At 55.0% G+C, this 14,494-nt stretch carries 17 protein-coding genes; 8 read left to right on the top strand and 9 right to left on the bottom strand.

Going from position 1 to position 14,494, the window contains the following annotated elements:
* Window position 1: 1 nt before the first annotated feature.
* The 3 genes from hcnB to F3J43_RS17875 all read right to left on the bottom strand — a co-directional run bounded on the left by hcnB (window position 2) and on the right by F3J43_RS17875 (window position 3,426).
* The gene (gene hcnB / locus F3J43_RS17885) at window positions 2-1,396 is read right to left on the bottom strand and encodes a cyanide-forming glycine dehydrogenase subunit HcnB (RefSeq protein ID WP_166889574.1); all 1,395 of its coding nucleotides are present in this window, start codon (window positions 1,394-1,396) and stop codon (window positions 2-4) included.
* Window positions 1,393-1,707 (bottom strand): cyanide-forming glycine dehydrogenase subunit HcnA, encoded by a 315-nt coding sequence (gene hcnA, locus F3J43_RS17880; RefSeq protein ID WP_166889570.1) that lies wholly within the window; start codon window positions 1,705-1,707, stop codon window positions 1,393-1,395. Before hcnA ends, hcnB begins: the two co-directional genes overlap by 4 nt.
* Before the next feature lie 738 nt (window positions 1,708-2,445).
* Window positions 2,446-3,426, bottom strand: coding sequence for a hypothetical protein (locus F3J43_RS17875; protein ID WP_166889567.1), 981 nt, complete (start codon window positions 3,424-3,426; stop codon window positions 2,446-2,448).
* A 112-nt stretch (window positions 3,427-3,538) separates the two neighbouring features.
* Here F3J43_RS17875 and F3J43_RS17870 point away from each other — a divergent pair, with 112 nt between their 5' ends.
* The 6 genes from F3J43_RS17870 (at window position 3,539) to F3J43_RS17845 (ending at window position 7,298) form a co-directional block, all read left to right on the top strand.
* On the top strand, window positions 3,539-3,913 hold the full coding sequence (locus tag F3J43_RS17870; RefSeq protein WP_205297946.1) for an OprD family outer membrane porin: 375 nt from the start codon (window positions 3,539-3,541) through the stop codon (window positions 3,911-3,913).
* Between the two features lie 321 nt (window positions 3,914-4,234).
* Window positions 4,235-4,510, top strand: a complete 276-nt coding sequence (locus tag F3J43_RS17865) for a hypothetical protein (RefSeq protein WP_166889564.1) — start codon at window positions 4,235-4,237, stop codon at window positions 4,508-4,510.
* Complete coding sequence (locus F3J43_RS17860; RefSeq protein ID WP_166889561.1) at window positions 4,503-4,850, top strand: helix-turn-helix domain-containing protein; 348 nt, start codon at window positions 4,503-4,505, stop codon at window positions 4,848-4,850. The genes F3J43_RS17865 and F3J43_RS17860 overlap by 8 nt, the downstream gene beginning before the upstream one ends.
* A 3-nt stretch (window positions 4,851-4,853) precedes the next feature.
* Window positions 4,854-5,873 carry an ImmA/IrrE family metallo-endopeptidase gene (locus F3J43_RS17855; protein ID WP_166889557.1) on the top strand — a complete coding sequence of 340 codons (1,020 nt, stop codon included), beginning with the start codon at window positions 4,854-4,856 and terminating at the stop codon, window positions 5,871-5,873.
* Window positions 5,870-6,517 (top strand): C1 family peptidase, encoded by a 648-nt coding sequence (locus tag F3J43_RS24350; protein WP_353618246.1) that lies wholly within the window; start codon window positions 5,870-5,872, stop codon window positions 6,515-6,517. Before F3J43_RS17855 ends, F3J43_RS24350 begins: the two co-directional genes overlap by 4 nt.
* Window positions 6,498-7,298, top strand: a complete 801-nt coding sequence (locus F3J43_RS17845) for a thymidylate synthase family protein (protein WP_166889551.1) — start codon at window positions 6,498-6,500, stop codon at window positions 7,296-7,298. Before F3J43_RS24350 ends, F3J43_RS17845 begins: the two co-directional genes overlap by 20 nt.
* 9 nt (window positions 7,299-7,307) lie before the next feature.
* Here the strand turns inward: F3J43_RS17845 and F3J43_RS17840 are convergent, their stop codons facing one another.
* From F3J43_RS17840 to F3J43_RS17830, 3 genes are read right to left on the bottom strand one after another with little or no spacing between them, the layout of a single operon-like run.
* Complete coding sequence (locus tag F3J43_RS17840; protein ID WP_166889548.1) at window positions 7,308-7,979, bottom strand: uracil-DNA glycosylase; 672 nt, start codon at window positions 7,977-7,979, stop codon at window positions 7,308-7,310.
* A complete protein-coding gene (locus F3J43_RS17835) occupies window positions 7,976-9,196 on the bottom strand; it encodes a nucleoside triphosphate pyrophosphohydrolase family protein (protein WP_166889545.1) in 1,221 nt (406 codons plus the stop codon). The genes F3J43_RS17840 and F3J43_RS17835 overlap by 4 nt, the downstream gene beginning before the upstream one ends.
* A gap of 29 nt (window positions 9,197-9,225) precedes the next feature.
* Entirely contained in the window at window positions 9,226-9,519 is a 294-nt protein-coding gene (locus F3J43_RS17830; protein WP_166889542.1) for a DUF4031 domain-containing protein, read from the bottom strand.
* On the opposite strand from F3J43_RS17830, the gene F3J43_RS24345 reads away from it, so the two are divergent.
* Entirely contained in the window at window positions 9,429-9,932 is a 504-nt protein-coding gene (locus F3J43_RS24345; RefSeq protein ID WP_353618245.1) for a helix-turn-helix domain-containing protein, read from the top strand. The genes F3J43_RS17830 and F3J43_RS24345 overlap by 91 nt on opposite strands.
* 776 nt (window positions 9,933-10,708) lie before the next feature.
* Window positions 10,709-11,506, top strand: coding sequence for a DUF6650 family protein (locus F3J43_RS24140; RefSeq protein ID WP_166889536.1), 798 nt, complete (start codon window positions 10,709-10,711; stop codon window positions 11,504-11,506).
* 380 nt (window positions 11,507-11,886) lie between these two features.
* Here F3J43_RS24140 and F3J43_RS17815 read toward each other — a convergent pair whose 3' ends face one another.
* Genes F3J43_RS17815 through F3J43_RS17805 form a run of 3 tightly spaced genes read right to left on the bottom strand, consistent with a single transcriptional unit; the run spans window position 11,887 to window position 14,171 of the window.
* Window positions 11,887-12,720 carry a hypothetical protein gene (locus F3J43_RS17815; RefSeq protein WP_166889533.1) on the bottom strand — a complete coding sequence of 278 codons (834 nt, stop codon included), beginning with the start codon at window positions 12,718-12,720 and terminating at the stop codon, window positions 11,887-11,889.
* 14 nt (window positions 12,721-12,734) lie between these two features.
* Window positions 12,735-13,373, bottom strand: coding sequence for a helix-turn-helix domain-containing protein (locus F3J43_RS17810; RefSeq protein ID WP_166889531.1), 639 nt, complete (start codon window positions 13,371-13,373; stop codon window positions 12,735-12,737).
* Window positions 13,374-13,382: 9 nt separating this feature from the next.
* Window positions 13,383-14,171 carry a TIGR04255 family protein gene (locus F3J43_RS17805; protein WP_166889529.1) on the bottom strand — a complete coding sequence of 263 codons (789 nt, stop codon included), beginning with the start codon at window positions 14,169-14,171 and terminating at the stop codon, window positions 13,383-13,385.
* Between the last annotated feature and the right edge of the window lie 323 nt (window positions 14,172-14,494).

The following is a 14,494-nucleotide window of genomic DNA, read 5'->3' as shown; positions in this document are numbered from 1 at the left end:
GTCAGGCCTCCGTGGCCAGTTGCTCGAACGCGGAAAACGGAATCGGGTCGACCGGGAAGCGCGGCCGCAGCCAGCCCACATCCTTGCGCCCGGTGGCACTGCGCAGACGGTCGCTGCAGTAACCGACGCACATGCGGCCCTGGCAGTCGCCCATGCTCACCCGGGTACGCATCTTCAGGCTGGCCATGTCCTCGACGCCCTGCTCCAGGGCCAGGTCGATCTGCTCGCGGGTGACATGCTCGCAACGGCAGATCACCGTGTCGGCCTGCGGCAGGTCGACCTGCGCGGCGCCACGGGCGGTGTAACGCTCGACACCAGAGCGGAAGCGCTTGATGGCCGCCAGCTTGCCCAGGTAGCGCTCACGGCGCTCGATGGCCCGCTCGGCATCGAGCTTGCCCATCTGCTGGAGCATCGACACCGCCGCGATGCGCCCGGTCAGCATCGCCGCCTCGCCACCGCGAATACCAGCCATGTCGCCGGCCAGGTGGACATTCGGACGACTGCTTTGCTGCCATACGTTGCATTCGGCGCGCAGGTAGCCATCTTCGCTGAAACCATGGGCCAGCCCCAGTTGCTGGCTGAGTTGGGTGCGCGGGATGAAGCCATAGCCCACTGCCAGGGTCTGTACCGATTCACGCTGGATGCGGGTCATGTCCGGCTTCCAGTCCTGGGTATAGGGCGCGACGCTGACCTCGCTCAGCTCGCCGTCGCCGCTGGCCGCCACCACCCCCCAGCCGTAGTGCATGGGGATGCCGTTGAGCTTCATGTAGGCGAGCATGCTCAGGCCATCGAGGAACAGCTGCGGCTTGTTCATCAAGGCCAGGCTTTCCTTGGCGATACGGTTGAACGCACACGCCTCGTAGACACCTGCCACCTTGGCGCCAGCGGCGTGCAGCTGACAGGCCACCAATGGCAGCAACGGCCCGGTGCCGGCGATCAACGTGCTGCCCAGCGGCTTGACCACGCCGCTCTTGATCTGCAGTTGCAGGCCACCAAGCAAGATCACCCCGGGCAGTGTCCAACCTGGGAATGGCACGTTGCGCTCGTGACAGCCAGCGGCCAGCAACAGGTGCGAGTAGTCGATCTCATGCAGTTTTTCGTCGTCGTCGAGCACCATCAGGCGCTGATCGTCACCACCGACCACACGGTGGTTCAGGCGCAGGTCGACATGCCCGGCACTGGCCGCGAAATCCTCGTGCAGCTTGTTCAACGCCTTGATATAGCGTGGCCCGAGATAGCCCAGGTCGACACCGGCGCGCAACGGTCCGCGATAGACCACGCCCCCCGCACGAGAGGCCTCGTCGAACAGCAGGCAATCGACGCCATGCTCGGCCAGCTCGATGGCCGCGCCCATGCCGGCCGAGCCGCCACCAACGATTACTGGACGAAGGCTCATGAGCGGGCCTCCTCTTGAACGCGGTTCACCTCGGTCTCGATGCGCATGCCAGGCCGCACCACGGTCTGGCAGGCCCGCCGCTTGGGCCGGCCATCGATCTGGACCAGGCAGCAATGACAGACGCCCATGCCACAGTAGGCACCGCTGAGTTGCCCATGGTCATTGCGTGCCACCTGGCGCAGGCCAACCGCGTTGAGCACGCTGAGGACGGTTTCACCTGCGCTGGCCACTGCCGGCAAGCCATTGACCAGGAGGGTCATTTCAGCGTCTTCCAAAGGCTGGATATCGTGCTTTCGTTGCAGCGTCTGCATTGCGTGTCGTCCTTGATGACTGATGGGTCGGGGGACGTTAGGGCAAACACCGGGGGAAAACATTGATCCATGCCGGATCCTGACTACAGAAATTTCCTATAACGATGAACGTGCAATGGCGTTCACAAAACGTGGCAGGTCAGCTTCTCGGGATGCTGTTCGAGGTAAACAACGTGTTCCTATCATCGGCCAGCGTTCCCACGGCAGGCTGAATCCTGAAAACAAAAAGCCCCTGGATGACCAGGGGCTGTGCATGCAGTGATCTTGAAGATTAAAAATCTGTCTCAGAGGGCTCCCGTGTTCAGAGGCTTCCAGCTCGTTTTTGAGAAAGCGCAAAACTGTCGCAATCGCCCCAAATGCTGCTTCAGAGACATGCCCCAAAGATGAAAAACTGTCTCAACCAGAAACGGCGGGGCTTTGAGGGCTGACGAGGATGACGCCGGGAAGGTCGAGCAAGGGACAAGTGGCTGCAGCAAACGAGTTCATAGCTCACGAGCCGTCCCATACAGCGACAATACTGTCGGAGCACATCATTTCAGGCTGATTTTCTAGCCATGACCATGTCTGTGTGTTTGATCACGAACACCGAAATTACTCCAGCCAGATGATCCACTGTCTGCGCGAGGTCCGCCGTGAGTAAGGAGTTTACCTACAACGTCTTGCACCCTTGCTTGGCCGGTACGCGGCTGATGATCAGATACAAACTGGCGTTTTGAGCCGACAAATCAGCAATGCCTATCAAAAGTAGAAATCGCTAGCCCTGGCCTCTCTGATTCGTTGATCTCGCGTCGCCTCTACTTGCTCGAGCGACTGCAATGAGCATGTCTGCTCCCTGTAGCGATAAACTCCCTCTGCGGGTTCAGCGACCACCACCCCTCCCTTAGCCAACAGCGCCAGTCGTGTGCCAACAGGTAACCCGGTCATAGCACAGTCCTCAGGCCCGAGGTGGAAGGACGCATACACCAATGACTCGTGCGAAACCCACCGTAACTTGCTGTTGACCACTTCTGAAAACGACAGAAGAATCACGGCGGTATAGATCACCCCCATCACGCACGATCCATGCAGCCACCGGCGCCTTCGCCAGGCTGAGCTGGGTACGAATAAATCCCAACAAATAGCGGTGGCGCGATTACGCCTCATCTGCTGCCTGAAAGTCGGCGCCGTCATGCCGAACACCAACGCACCGATCAACATCACCATCGGCATCAGCAAGCTCGTTGCCCAGTACCAGATGTAAACCAAATAGATGAATGTCAGGGTTTTCTGTGCACCGGGAAACTGCCCTGGCTCGATACGCGTCTGCCCGAGGATAAAAGCGTCAGCTTGTGCGCTGGCTACGAGCCCCGCCGCTACTGTCAGCAATGCGGCCAGTACCGTCAACCAACCCTTGTGCCGTGCATAGCGCTCTACCAGCCGTAGCAAGCGCACAGCCAGCACTGTTGACCCCAGGCTAAGCAACGCAAACAGCCATTTCGCCAACGATTTATTGACCGTGCTGCCCAGCCACTGAAACATCATCATGACTAGCAAGACAACCAAACACGTCGTGACCAGCGCGCCCAGATACTCGTCAACGCCCCAGCCTTTGACGCTGAAATTCATCTTCCAGCGAAAGTGCCGGTTCTTAGTTCGGACAAATAGCGGCCGATGGATACTACGATCCAACCAATAAACGCCCGCTGCGAACAGCACATAGAGCGCAACATATCCCCACATCAGCCTCGGTTCCCTCTCCTGCAAGCACATCGTGCCCTAGCACATGAATGGGTCATCTTAAATCAACGCTGACTCGACGTCTGGACGCGGTGATAAAGGTAGCGAGAGCAAAATGTTCTGTGCGAAAGAAGGCCAGACCGCCAGGGTCGAGGTGAGCGCGGTTACCGTGCCGACGATGACCGAGGTCGCCAGGTCGGAGACGGGTGAGCGGACCTGGCAACTTAGCTATGCCTATGACTTTGCCGTTCTGGGCGTACCCGGCCTGACCTTCTCGACACGGCACAACCATGCTGATCACGCCAATCCGGTTACCTTCGCTGGCGAGGGGCGTGAATGGGAGCGGGACACCGATCTGGAATACACCATTCAGTCAGGCCCCCTGAAAAACGTCAACGTGCTGTGGCGTAACGCCGCGCTGCGCTCGAACTACCAGCGCGACATCGATGAGAACAGGCTGATCATAAGCTACACCCTGCCCCTGTTCTGATCCCCAAGTCATGTATGAGGAGTGGCCTCCGATGATTGGCGGTGTGGCTGGCAACGCAGGTTGCCGGCCGTTTTTTTAAGCGGCTGATAGCCCGACATCGACCAGTCACGGAGAGAACATATCGGGCACGCCGAGTACATTGAGCGCAGCACCGTACTCTTATTGGATCATATGTTGAGGAGAGGCCTATACCTTAATGATGTCAGTATGATATTGATTCTGTGGCCTGCTGCGTTGTTTGTGATCAAAAAACGGCTTGCATGATTATAGGTCCCGGACTAAATTCGAACGATCAATGTACGATTTTCTTACGGTGAAGGTATGGATAACAAGGACGAAATCGAGAGCGCTCTCGGCAAGTTTTGGGACAAACGGGCACTCGAAATCGTAGAGGATCCGCTGTCTGTTGACCAATTGGGCGCGCCAATGGAATCAATTATGGCGGTCGACGCGCTGGTAGACATTGGAAAAATGCTGAAGGTTAAGATCCCTGTTGAGGTCGTGATTCGAAATGGCGGATACGAGAGCAAGGAACAGTTCATCCGTTTGGTTGGGGCTGGGATCCTGCAGCATTTAAAGGCTCAGGGGCATGACTAGTTCGCCACTGGAAGACCAGGACAGGCTGCGTCTAGCTGAACGGCTTCGTGATGCGCGTGAATATGTTGGGCTTTCCCAAGACGAGGTTGCGCAGGCTCTCGGCCTCTCTCGACCAGCGGTGACCAATATTGAGTCTGGCAATCGAAAGGTTGAAGCCGTCGAGTTGGGCAAGCTGGCCAAGCTCTATCGTAAGTCGATGGAATACTTGGCGACCGGTCGGGACCCGATGCCTTCCGGCCCGGCCCAGCTCGCATTTTTGGCGAGAGCCGTGCATGGGCTTTCGCAGCAGGATATTGATGAGGTAGCTCGCTTCGCCGAGTTCCTCAAGCACAAGGGATAGTGAATGGGTTACCGCGATATAGTTTTGCGAGCTGTGCAGCGTGCAGCCGAAGTCATCGATGACACCGGTGCGATGGAGCGTATCGAGCAAGACGGGTATACGCGGATCGACCCTTTCCAAATCGCAGCTGATTCTGGGGTGATGGTCATGCTGCGCCCCATGCAGAAGCTGCTAGGGGCATTTCTGGGTGACGAAGCACCTGGAATCCTCGTGAACATGGACCGGCCGGCCGGACTGGTTCATATGACCTGTGCTCACGAGCTGGGCCATTTTTTCATGGGCCACGGCAGCGCCGCGGATGAGCACATTTACTACGGCTCCAAGGGCGGTCTGGTCGAGCAAGAAGCCGACCAGTTTGCTTTCAACCTGCTTGCTCCCCGCAAGTTGATCGTCAAAATAATGCAGCGCAAGCAGTGGACGAAGGCGCAGCTGTTTCATCCAGAAATCCTGTATCAGCTTGCCCTGCGAATGGGAATCAGTTACGAAGCTGCGGCTTGGTCGCTCAGTCGCCATAATGTCATGAGCCCTGATCAAGTTCATCAGATGCTGCGGACTACACCGGCGATGATCAAAAGGTCGTTGCTCGGTGACCGTTTGACTGATGCTCGAAAGGACGTTTGGCTGCTGGACAGCGATGATCGAACCTCGATCCTTGAGCCACGCTCGGATGATCAGCTCGTTATACGGCTGCCTAGCCGGGCATCGTCTGGGTTCCTCTGGGAAGCGGATTCGTTGGATGCGTTGGCGACGGAGGGCTTCAACCTTGAGCCCCTCACGGTGCCGTCGTCACCTGCAGCCGATGGGGTTTTGACGTTCGGTGGACCAGGCACGATGGACTATGTGCTCACAGGTGGGCGTGCGACCAGCGAGAGGCCTGTAAGTGTGCAGCTTTCCGAGCGCGCATCGTGGGATGCATCAAGTCCTCCAAGCGACTCTTACAAGACCAGTGCTCAGTTTGAGTCGCTGGATCTAGGGCTGACCCCTCAATCGCGTAAGCAGCTACTCGAGGGCGGTCAGTCGTGATAGTCCGAAAAGTTTTACTGGACGGCTACAGCTCGCCAGCAAGGCCGCAGGGGCGTCGCCCCACCTGTCTCGCCTTTGCATTGTCCGATCTCAATCGGCCAGAAGCTCCAGCCGACCTTAGTCCAGAGTTTCTCTATCGAGCCGCTGCCATTTTGAGCCCCGCATGGGTGCCCGGTGGTGGTGTCACTTTTGATGCGATGCAAGAGGCTTCACGCGCCGGGCAACCCGAGGAAGTCGCTTTCCCATACTGCATCGAGGAACCTTCGCATCCGATCTCGCCTCTGCCCTCGGGTCTAAAGCATTACGGGCAGGTCCTGCAGCGAGTCTCAGCTGACCCTACCGATATCGCTTGCCTGATTACCGCTGGTCAGCCAATCGGGTTGGGGGTGCGAGTGACTCGCGAGTTCTTCAAGCCAGAAGGTGGTGTGATCCCTTTCAGCGACCAGGTTATGGCTGGGCTTCTGCACGCTGTGGTGGCCATTGGGGTGGGACACGAGGAAGGAAGTAGTGCGCCATGGTTCTACGTGCGCAATAGCTGGGGCCCTCAGTGGGGCGTCGATGGACACGCCTGGGTATCAGGCGCCTATGTAAGCGCGCATGCCGAATGTGCCTTTGGAGTTGAGAATGGCAAAGCTGATCGTTAGTGAGCGTTTAGGGCAGGCTTGGCTGATGGCGGCGCGCCATCTTGCCGGCTGCAAGAAGCGGATTGATCGGAACCTGATTCTGGAAATCAGCACTCCACAGAAACTCGCCAAGGACGATCTGACGATCATTCAAGCGGTGGATGTAGCGCTGCGCAATGAGCGGTCGGATCTGAGCGTCGAGACGGTCGCGAGCACCATTTTCCCGAACGGCTTGGCGAGGCGTTTTGAGCGCCCCGAGCTCTACACGAATTATCTGGCTTTGTTAGCCAAGGGAAAGAAGCGCAGTTCCTGGGGGACTTATGCTCAGCGCATGATGAGTCGTTCGCGCACGAATAGCGCAGGGACCATTAACCCACTAGATGATCTGATTGAGCGTCTGCTACAAACTCATACCGGTACCAAGTATCAGGCCGCGTTTGAAGTGAGTGTCAGCGATCCTGAAGCTGATTTGGCTCCACCGCTGGAAGGGCATGGTCACGAGCTGCCGATATTTGATCCGACCCGAGACGCCAAGGCTCTCAATGTGCCGTGCTTGAGTCATCTGAGTTTCAAGATTACAGGCGGCAAGCTGGATTTAACGGCAATCTACCGATCCCAGTGGTACTGCCAGCGTGCTCTGGGTAACCTGGTGGGCTTGAGTCAGCTTCATTCCTTTGTGGGCCGAGAGTCCAAATATGAGTGCGGAACGCTTACCTGCATTGCTACGCACGCATACCTGGATACAGAGACCTTTGGGAAGGTTGCGGTCACCAAGGACCTCCTGGCGTCGCTGCCGGCCTGAACGGTTTTCTTACAGGAGTGACGCTTGCCGACTGGCTTGGGGCGGTTGGATGTGGAGGTTATAGAGCCTCGACATTCCTGCGCGGAAATCGCGCACGCCGCCGTAGCTAGGATGTCGAATGGTTTCCACTGGCAGGCCGAAGCGCGCCGCGTAGTGGCCGGCGTCCTGACCGATAGCAATGATCTTTCGGATCCTCAGCCAGCTGAAGAGCTCGTTGTTCAGCTCATCCACCAACGCGAGCTCTCTGGCGGTGAACTTGCGGTTGGTGAATGGATTGCCTGGCTCATGGGGATGGAAGGGGAATACGTTCCACAGAAGCGGCGGTACATCCACAGCTTTTAGAATGCCCCAGATCTCTGCGGCGGTTCGTTCGGCAATTGCAGGGCCGCGGGTAGCCTGCTGCGACTCGCAACCTGGATACACACGGGTCATCTCGGATAAGTGGTATTCGTCGGTCAGGGCCAAGCCTGTGCGGCGGCCACCGCGATAGCCCAGATCACGTCCCATCCAAATGGTATCAGCCCCGAGGTCCGAGACGGCCTGCAGGTAGCTCCGCAGGTTTTTGCGGCGCGATGCGGCCGCGCCGGCGCGATCGTGTACAGAGCAAGTGTCTGCGTACGGATTGAATACATTATCCAGGCTGAATTCAGCCAAGGCCTTCACAAAGGTGGTAGGGGTCATTTCGCTTCGGCCTCATTAACGGGCTTTTGAAAGGTCAGTGACCCTTCAGTGATGTTCACCATGACGGAGCCTCCACGATGTGCGCGCAGTTCGCGGAACATCTTGAATCCGTCGAGAATGGCAAGCTCCCACTGCCACAGCTTGCATTGCTCAACCTCGTAGCCCTTGACCATGCCCTCAATCTGTTTGAGTAGACCGTAGTCGAGGCGCCCGGGCTCAGTTCCTTCGTAGTAGCCGTACTTCTTGGCGTGGTCGAAAATCCAGGTGGCAATGCCTTCCTCGATGATGGCTGCGCGTGCGCCGTCATCGTTCTCGTCCTTGGCGGGGTTGGATTTCCGTTTGCGTTTGAGCAGCGATCGCAGCACCGGCGACCATCCAAGATGGGCAACGTAGGCCAGGTGGAATACGTCATGGAAGCGATAGTCATCTGACTCGTTGCTGTTGTCGGTGAGCCGGTCGCCGATGTAGACCCCGTTCAAACGCTGCACCACGTGCCTGTTCTGCCCCTCGCCGCGTTCGATGAATTCGATCGTGAACTCCCGCTCGAACTGCTCGTGTTCCGGGAAACCATCATCGAACAGCGGGAAGTCACGCGTTTTGGTGCTTGGCCATCGACTCGCTGTCTTCTCAAGATTTCCCTGCGCGATGTCCTCGAGACTCAGGTTGAAGCTCGCACAGGTCTTGGCGAGTTCAGACAGAAGCTTCCCGAAATAGGCTTCTCGAGACGGGGCGGCCATTGCGTCCAGGCTGGCGTGTGACATCTCGGCCAACACGCCGGCACTCAGCGCGAGCTTACCCAACTGCGTTGGGCGAGGGATTGTATCCTCATCTCGCTGTGATTCGATAAGACCGTCTATCTGACGGAAAGTGATTGGCGGCGCCGGGGCTTTAACGTTTTCACCGAAGTCCTGACGCAAAACCAGGATGCACTGGGCTCCCAGGGCGTCTGCGGTGATTTTCAGAAGGTGCGCGGCGATAGTCAGATACCACAGCGCATCGCCGAGCTCTTCGGCTGCCTGTTGGCTATCCGCGGCCTTCAGGCTGTCACGCCCAGCTTTCTTTACCGCAGAAAGCAGTCCGCCGATCTCACCAAAGTATCCAAAACGAATGTACTGTAGGCTGTCGGCGTCATCACTGAAACGCATGCTCTCCCGAGCTTTGAGCATGTACTTGCCTACGGTGAGCGCGTCGGGCCGCGGCTGGGGTGCTGGTGCCATAAATCCTCCCTGATTATGGTTCTGAACTTTTACGCGAAGGCTAGCGGCTGCTGAAGCTGCTCCTGTTGACGCAGCTCCGTTTTGAGCTTTTTGCAGCGATCTACGATGGTCTCGCGATCGGCATCAATGGCCCCCAGCTGCAGAGCGCGCTGACGTACCGAAACGGTTACATCGTAGTGAGGATAACCGTGCGACTGGAACCAGCTTCTGCGCAAGCCTAGTTTGGACGCGAATGTATGGAGTTCGTCCAGGGTATCTGCTGCCAAGTGGCACCAGAGCTTTCCTCGCCAAAGGATTTCTTCCGAATCCACGTAAACCGCCACGGTTCTCGCCTTTAGTGCCAAAATGTGCAAACATATTGCACATTATGCGTAAAAAATTCAACTCTCCGCTGGACGCCACAGCTCTTGGCAGTCAACTCCGCCAGGCACGCATGGACAAGGACCTTTCATTGGTGGAAGTAGGTCGCGCAGTGGGCGTTGATCATTCACAGGTCTCTCGATATGAAAGAGGACAGATGGGCAGTGTCGGCAAAAATCTGCATAAAATATGCACATTTTTGCAAGTTGACCCCGACCCTGTACGCTACTCGGTTCCCCGTACGACACTAGGCCGGAAAATTGATGAGCTCTTGGAGCTTGCTCCTGCATATGAACCTGCAGTGGCCAAGCTTGTAGAAGCATTGGAGGGGTTGCTGGCCGTCGCGGATACGAGTGTCAAATCTCCAGACCGGTAATGATTTGGATCAAACCGAGAATGCAGCGGAGCCGTAGGATAGAACGGCCAGCACGGATAGCAGGGGGACCGTTAACTGCCTCCCTTGCAATGTTTAACCGAGGGCTTTCGCCCCATAGCCACGATTAACCTTTGGCAAGGTGGACATAGCTAGCGATCAGTTTTTCCAAGGGGTGACGCTAGCGGGCTAAGCTTTTAGGATCCTTCTTAGAACAGGGTTAAGCTCGCGAGCTGCTTGAGCTAAGCCCTTGAGACGCCACCAGAGGGGTCGAGGGGCCTAGCTTGTTGGCAGACTCCTTTACTACGCGGCATGAGCTTTCCAGCTTCTGGAAATAGCGAGGCTGCCCGACTCAATAAAACTAACGGCGGAGACCTTATGTCCAAATCGACCGAGATCCTATCGCCCAATTACCCTGCCTACACAGAGGCGGTTGAGGCAATGCGCCGCTATCACGAAGCTTAGAATAGCGGAGCACCTACCATCAAAGTGGAACGGTTCCGTCTGATTGCTGAGTCTCTGTTTCAGTCTGTAACGGATTCTCAAATGAGAGCTTCGGTGTTGGCGGCGGAAGTACTTACTGACCACTAGTTGCTCGTTAGCTTGTAGATACTTCTAAATGACCACCTTTGACTCACAGCGGCTGGCCGAAATTTCATTGCAAGGCGTGGTCTATCCCCAAATCAGCGCAAGGTGAGGCCCGTGTAAGCGGTGGATTTTCAATGAACAAAGGGTATCCTCTCTGATCACGACGACACATGTTTGCAGGAAGCCTAATAATGACCAAGAGAGACGACTTCAGCCCAGGCACCAAAAAAACTCTTGCCCTCCGGGCTGCTTACTTTTGCTCCAATCCAAATTGTCTAAAGCTCACCGTAGGTCCGTCTTCTGTCTCAACTAAAGCATTGACTACGGGTCATGCTGCGCACATTCATGCGGCATCCAAGCTGGGGCCTCGCTACAAGCCATCGCAGTCCGCTGAAGAGCGTAAGTCGATAGAAAACGCTATCTGGTTATGCAGGGAGTGTGGCGTCATCATCGACAGCGATGAGTGTGGATATTCCGACGTACAGCTAAGAAAATGGAAGGCCGACCATGAGGAGATGGTCTCGGAGATTCGAACAGAAGGATATTCGCGCAGCCTTGAATTGTTGCGTTCTGGTCGTATGGAACCGCAAATTGCAAAGCAAATCATTGCTTCAATGGAAGATCGCCGGGCGCTTTGGGTCACCTTTGATGCTGAATTCCCTGACCGTGTCCGGCAATCGTTGGACGAACTTCGCTATCGATTCACCAGCATTCGCGGTGAACTTCAAGATGGAACACCGCTGGATGGGATATTGCTATCGATGACCAAGACAATTTTGTCGTTCTTCAAGACAGTTGAGTCATCCGACCTTAGGACATTGCGGTGCGATTCAGGCAACCTAGAGTGGCGGCAATTTAGTGATGCACTGGCAACGCTCAGAAAGTCTATAGGGGTGCAGATTGCTAATCTCGCAAGCGCTTACGATATTGCGATGAGCGATGATTTAAAATACATCACGCCGCACAACGTTGAAGAATGGCATGAATAACAGCGGTCTCTTGCGAGTGAGTTCTTTCGAGAGGCAGCTACGGTTAATATTCTGCAGCGTAGTTCCTGTTGCACGGCTCGATGGATCGACCCTGTTAGCTCGATTCTTTGTCAAAACCAGGTGAATGTTCTGGTGAGCCGATTTCCAACTTCAACTAGGGCTAAGGTCGAAACTGATGGGTCGCAAGCGGCTGCTTGCCCATATCTGCTGCTCGCAGAGGTACTACGACTGAACACGGCGAGGCTATGATTTCTTAGCAATCCGACCAGATTTTTGACATCAAAGCACGAGCTGACAGAGCACCTTCAGCTGGCTGCCTCGGTGGCACCATCATGCCTTGATCTCCATCAGCCGAGTCGTGAGTTTCAACTCACTTGGGATCATGGGCGTCCCAAGGGAAGAAAATCTGGGCTATCTTCGTATAGGCTTACCCATTCGAGGCGCCACTGATCGATCTTCATCAAGTCAGCCAAAGATAGATTTGTGTCCGCAAGCGCTATGCACGACTCAACACATATATCTAATGCATCCTCTGGAGGACCATATACCTTACGAAGGAGAGTGAAAATTTCTTCCGCCAGAACCTCAGCCTCTTTGCGCGCCTCGACCGCACCATTTTCCTGATCGTAGACCACATAGACGCTCAGGTTATAAGGAGTACCCTCATCAAGCTCTAGCTCTCTCTCGTCCGCGAGGTTAAAGAACAGAGCTTTGATGTGCTCAGAGCGCTTTGAAACGGCCTCAGCTATACCCTTTTCAACGCTGACCCTCTTCCGGCACTCACGTTGCAACCTGTTTTCAAACGCATTCGGATAGGCCGGGCGGCCATAACGCACGCTTAGCCACTGCTTCAAAGTCCGCTTGTCAGCTTCTGTGATGCGAGCAGAGTCGCATGGACCTGAAAGCTTGGCGAAGTCGCTGCGCGGGATGATTTGGCGATTCTGGAAGGAAAGATCGACGTAAAACTCATCGTCGTTTTGTGCAAAAAAACGGGCATGAAGACGCCGCACGTTCTTCGCGCTACAAAAGTTTTTATCTTTCTTGACCTTTTGACCGACGATCACCTCCAGATAGGACTCTTTATCCTGTGGGATGTCGCAATCGTGGGAGATGACAACAGCGCACGTGTCATCACCCCCCTCGAGACCCAACATGGCGAACTCGTCACGCTTGAGCAGGCTTCCTTGTCGCCATGTTGTATTGCGGTCGATCAATCTGAAAATCTCACTCAGGCTTCATTGGAAAACGGAATCGAAATCGAAGATTTCCAACCGTCAGTTTTTGCGGTTTTCAACTGAGATAGCCCAGATCTTGCGTACGATTCATCCGCGATCCTAGACTCCTTGACCAAAACTGTAGCCAAGTGCATGAATGGCTCGCCACCCTTGAACAGGTCGAGTACAGACTTCCCTTGAAACGCCTTCATCTTGACCATGTCCAACGGCCGCGAAACCTGGGCCTCCTTGAACAGGTCTGCCAGCTGGCTCAGCTCTGCGATTTTAGCAAGGTTTTCATCATCAGGGGTGGCCTGATTTCCAGTCCATTTATAGATTGACTGTCTAGTTACGCCAAACAGCGAGGCCATCTCGGAAACAGGCAGATTGAGCACTGACTTGATATTGTCCAAATGCTCGTTTGGACCTCGGAAATCTAGGTTTACTACCTTCAGTTGTCCTTTCTCAGCGACGGTAAATTTTGTCTCCTGCTTCGGCTTGAAATATGAGTTAAGCCGCTCAACACCTGGAGCCGCTTGGACACTGCCAGTTCCTAGGAAAAAAGCAATGACAATTGCTGCGGTACGTGCTGCTCGCGCAACACCTCCAGTCCCACTGCTTCTATAAGTGGTAAAGCCTGTAATCCCGTACATAACCTCCTCCTATTCCCATCGAGCAAATGCATGAGGCGTTGCAATGGCGTGGAAGCACTTAGCCAAATCCCCATGAAAACTCAGTAGCCTTTCATAAATCGTAGCGGTGTCAAGAGGCATGGTTTCTTCGACGAAGAGATCCATATCAAGGACAGCATGCGCAAACGATTCTTCTCTATTGAATCTCGGCATCAGCTGAACAGAGCGTGGGACGAGATCCTGCGGGAAGCCCAAAGGTGCATTCGGCGCCTGATAGACTTTAGCGATTAGTAGACCGCCGCTTTCGGTTCTGTAGCCAGCTTCCCAGAGGCCTCCAAGTATCGGAAGGCCAAAATTCACGCCCTGAATGCTCGGGTTGAGATATTGATCAACTTTCTCACCTTCATCAGGTATTACAGCGTTCAAATAGCGAATCCCTAATCGAAAAATTCGCTCCAACTGTACTACCTCATGCACGATCTTCAGCCCGTCACACAAAGCCCGAAAGAACTGCTCTCTATCGAGGTATTTTGTGGATTGAAAGGTCAGAAAATCTTGTCCGAGCACATAACCACAGCTACGATCCGAGGTTGTGAAAAACCAGTTTGTTGTGGTCGAAACAACAGGTTTAACGCTCTCGCCGTCATGCGTATTTCCGTAGTCAACACTCTGTGTATCTTCGACTTCGAAAACAGTATATCCGACGCGACGCATCACCTCCTGAATATCGGTTGAGAATTTTGCCATAGCCGCAACGGGATTGAATTTCGCCTGGGCTAAGGCGTAATAGACCGGTGCATTCTTTAGCAATACGCTCATTTTTCTCCTCGTGAAGCTTGTGAAGCTGTGGTTTGGTCTGACGCTCAGTTTACACTCTGGTTGTCACCCTCACAACACATTGTCACCTATAAATGATTATCTATCTCAATTGTGACGTGATTTATCATCGCCAAAAAATCGCTAAACCCTTTCAAAAATGAGGCCTATGAAGCTAACCTTTTGATTTTCTGAGCGTCTGTGTAGTGGTCTACTAACCCCGGACACCTTTTTAGGCGAAGATGATCGCCACACAGAGGTGTTCAATGAGCAGACAACGACGTACTTTCACCCCAGCCTTCAAGCGTGAGGCTGCCAGCCTGGTG

The sequence above is a fragment of the Pantoea sp. Cy-639 genome (assembly GCF_011752525.1).
In the GTDB taxonomy this organism is placed as follows: Bacteria; Pseudomonadota; Gammaproteobacteria; order Pseudomonadales; family Pseudomonadaceae; genus Aquipseudomonas.
The sequence above is the reverse complement of the archived record's forward strand: the minus strand, read 5'-3'. Positions and strand labels throughout refer to the sequence as shown.

Bases quoted from the DNA above. Each gene is read 5' to 3' on its own strand.
- F3J43_RS24345 (WP_353618245.1), top strand. From the start codon at position 9,429: ATGTATGGAGTTCGTCCAGGGTATCTGCTGCCAAGTGGCACCAGAGCT.
- F3J43_RS17835 (WP_166889545.1), bottom strand. From the start codon at position 9,196: ATGGCACCAGCACCCCAGCCGCGGCCCGACGCGCTCACCGTAGGCAAG.
- F3J43_RS17840 (WP_166889548.1), bottom strand. From the start codon at position 7,979: ATGACCCCTACCACCTTTGTGAAGGCCTTGGCTGAATTCAGCCTGGAT.
- F3J43_RS17855 (WP_166889557.1), top strand. From the start codon at position 4,854: ATGGGTTACCGCGATATAGTTTTGCGAGCTGTGCAGCGTGCAGCCGAA.
- F3J43_RS17875 (WP_166889567.1), bottom strand. From the start codon at position 3,426: ATGTGGGGATATGTTGCGCTCTATGTGCTGTTCGCAGCGGGCGTTTAT.
- F3J43_RS17860 (WP_166889561.1), top strand. From the start codon at position 4,503: ATGACTAGTTCGCCACTGGAAGACCAGGACAGGCTGCGTCTAGCTGAA.
- F3J43_RS17865 (WP_166889564.1), top strand. From the start codon at position 4,235: ATGGATAACAAGGACGAAATCGAGAGCGCTCTCGGCAAGTTTTGGGAC.
- hcnB (WP_166889574.1), bottom strand. From the start codon at position 1,396: ATGAGCCTTCGTCCAGTAATCGTTGGTGGCGGCTCGGCCGGCATGGGC.
- F3J43_RS17845 (WP_166889551.1), top strand. From the start codon at position 6,498: ATGGCAAAGCTGATCGTTAGTGAGCGTTTAGGGCAGGCTTGGCTGATG.
- hcnA (WP_166889570.1), bottom strand. From the start codon at position 1,707: ATGCAGACGCTGCAACGAAAGCACGATATCCAGCCTTTGGAAGACGCT.
- F3J43_RS17805 (WP_166889529.1), bottom strand. From the start codon at position 14,171: ATGAGCGTATTGCTAAAGAATGCACCGGTCTATTACGCCTTAGCCCAG.
- F3J43_RS24140 (WP_166889536.1), top strand. From the start codon at position 10,709: ATGACCAAGAGAGACGACTTCAGCCCAGGCACCAAAAAAACTCTTGCC.
- F3J43_RS17870 (WP_205297946.1), top strand. From the start codon at position 3,539: ATGTTCTGTGCGAAAGAAGGCCAGACCGCCAGGGTCGAGGTGAGCGCG.
- F3J43_RS17810 (WP_166889531.1), bottom strand. From the start codon at position 13,373: ATGTACGGGATTACAGGCTTTACCACTTATAGAAGCAGTGGGACTGGA.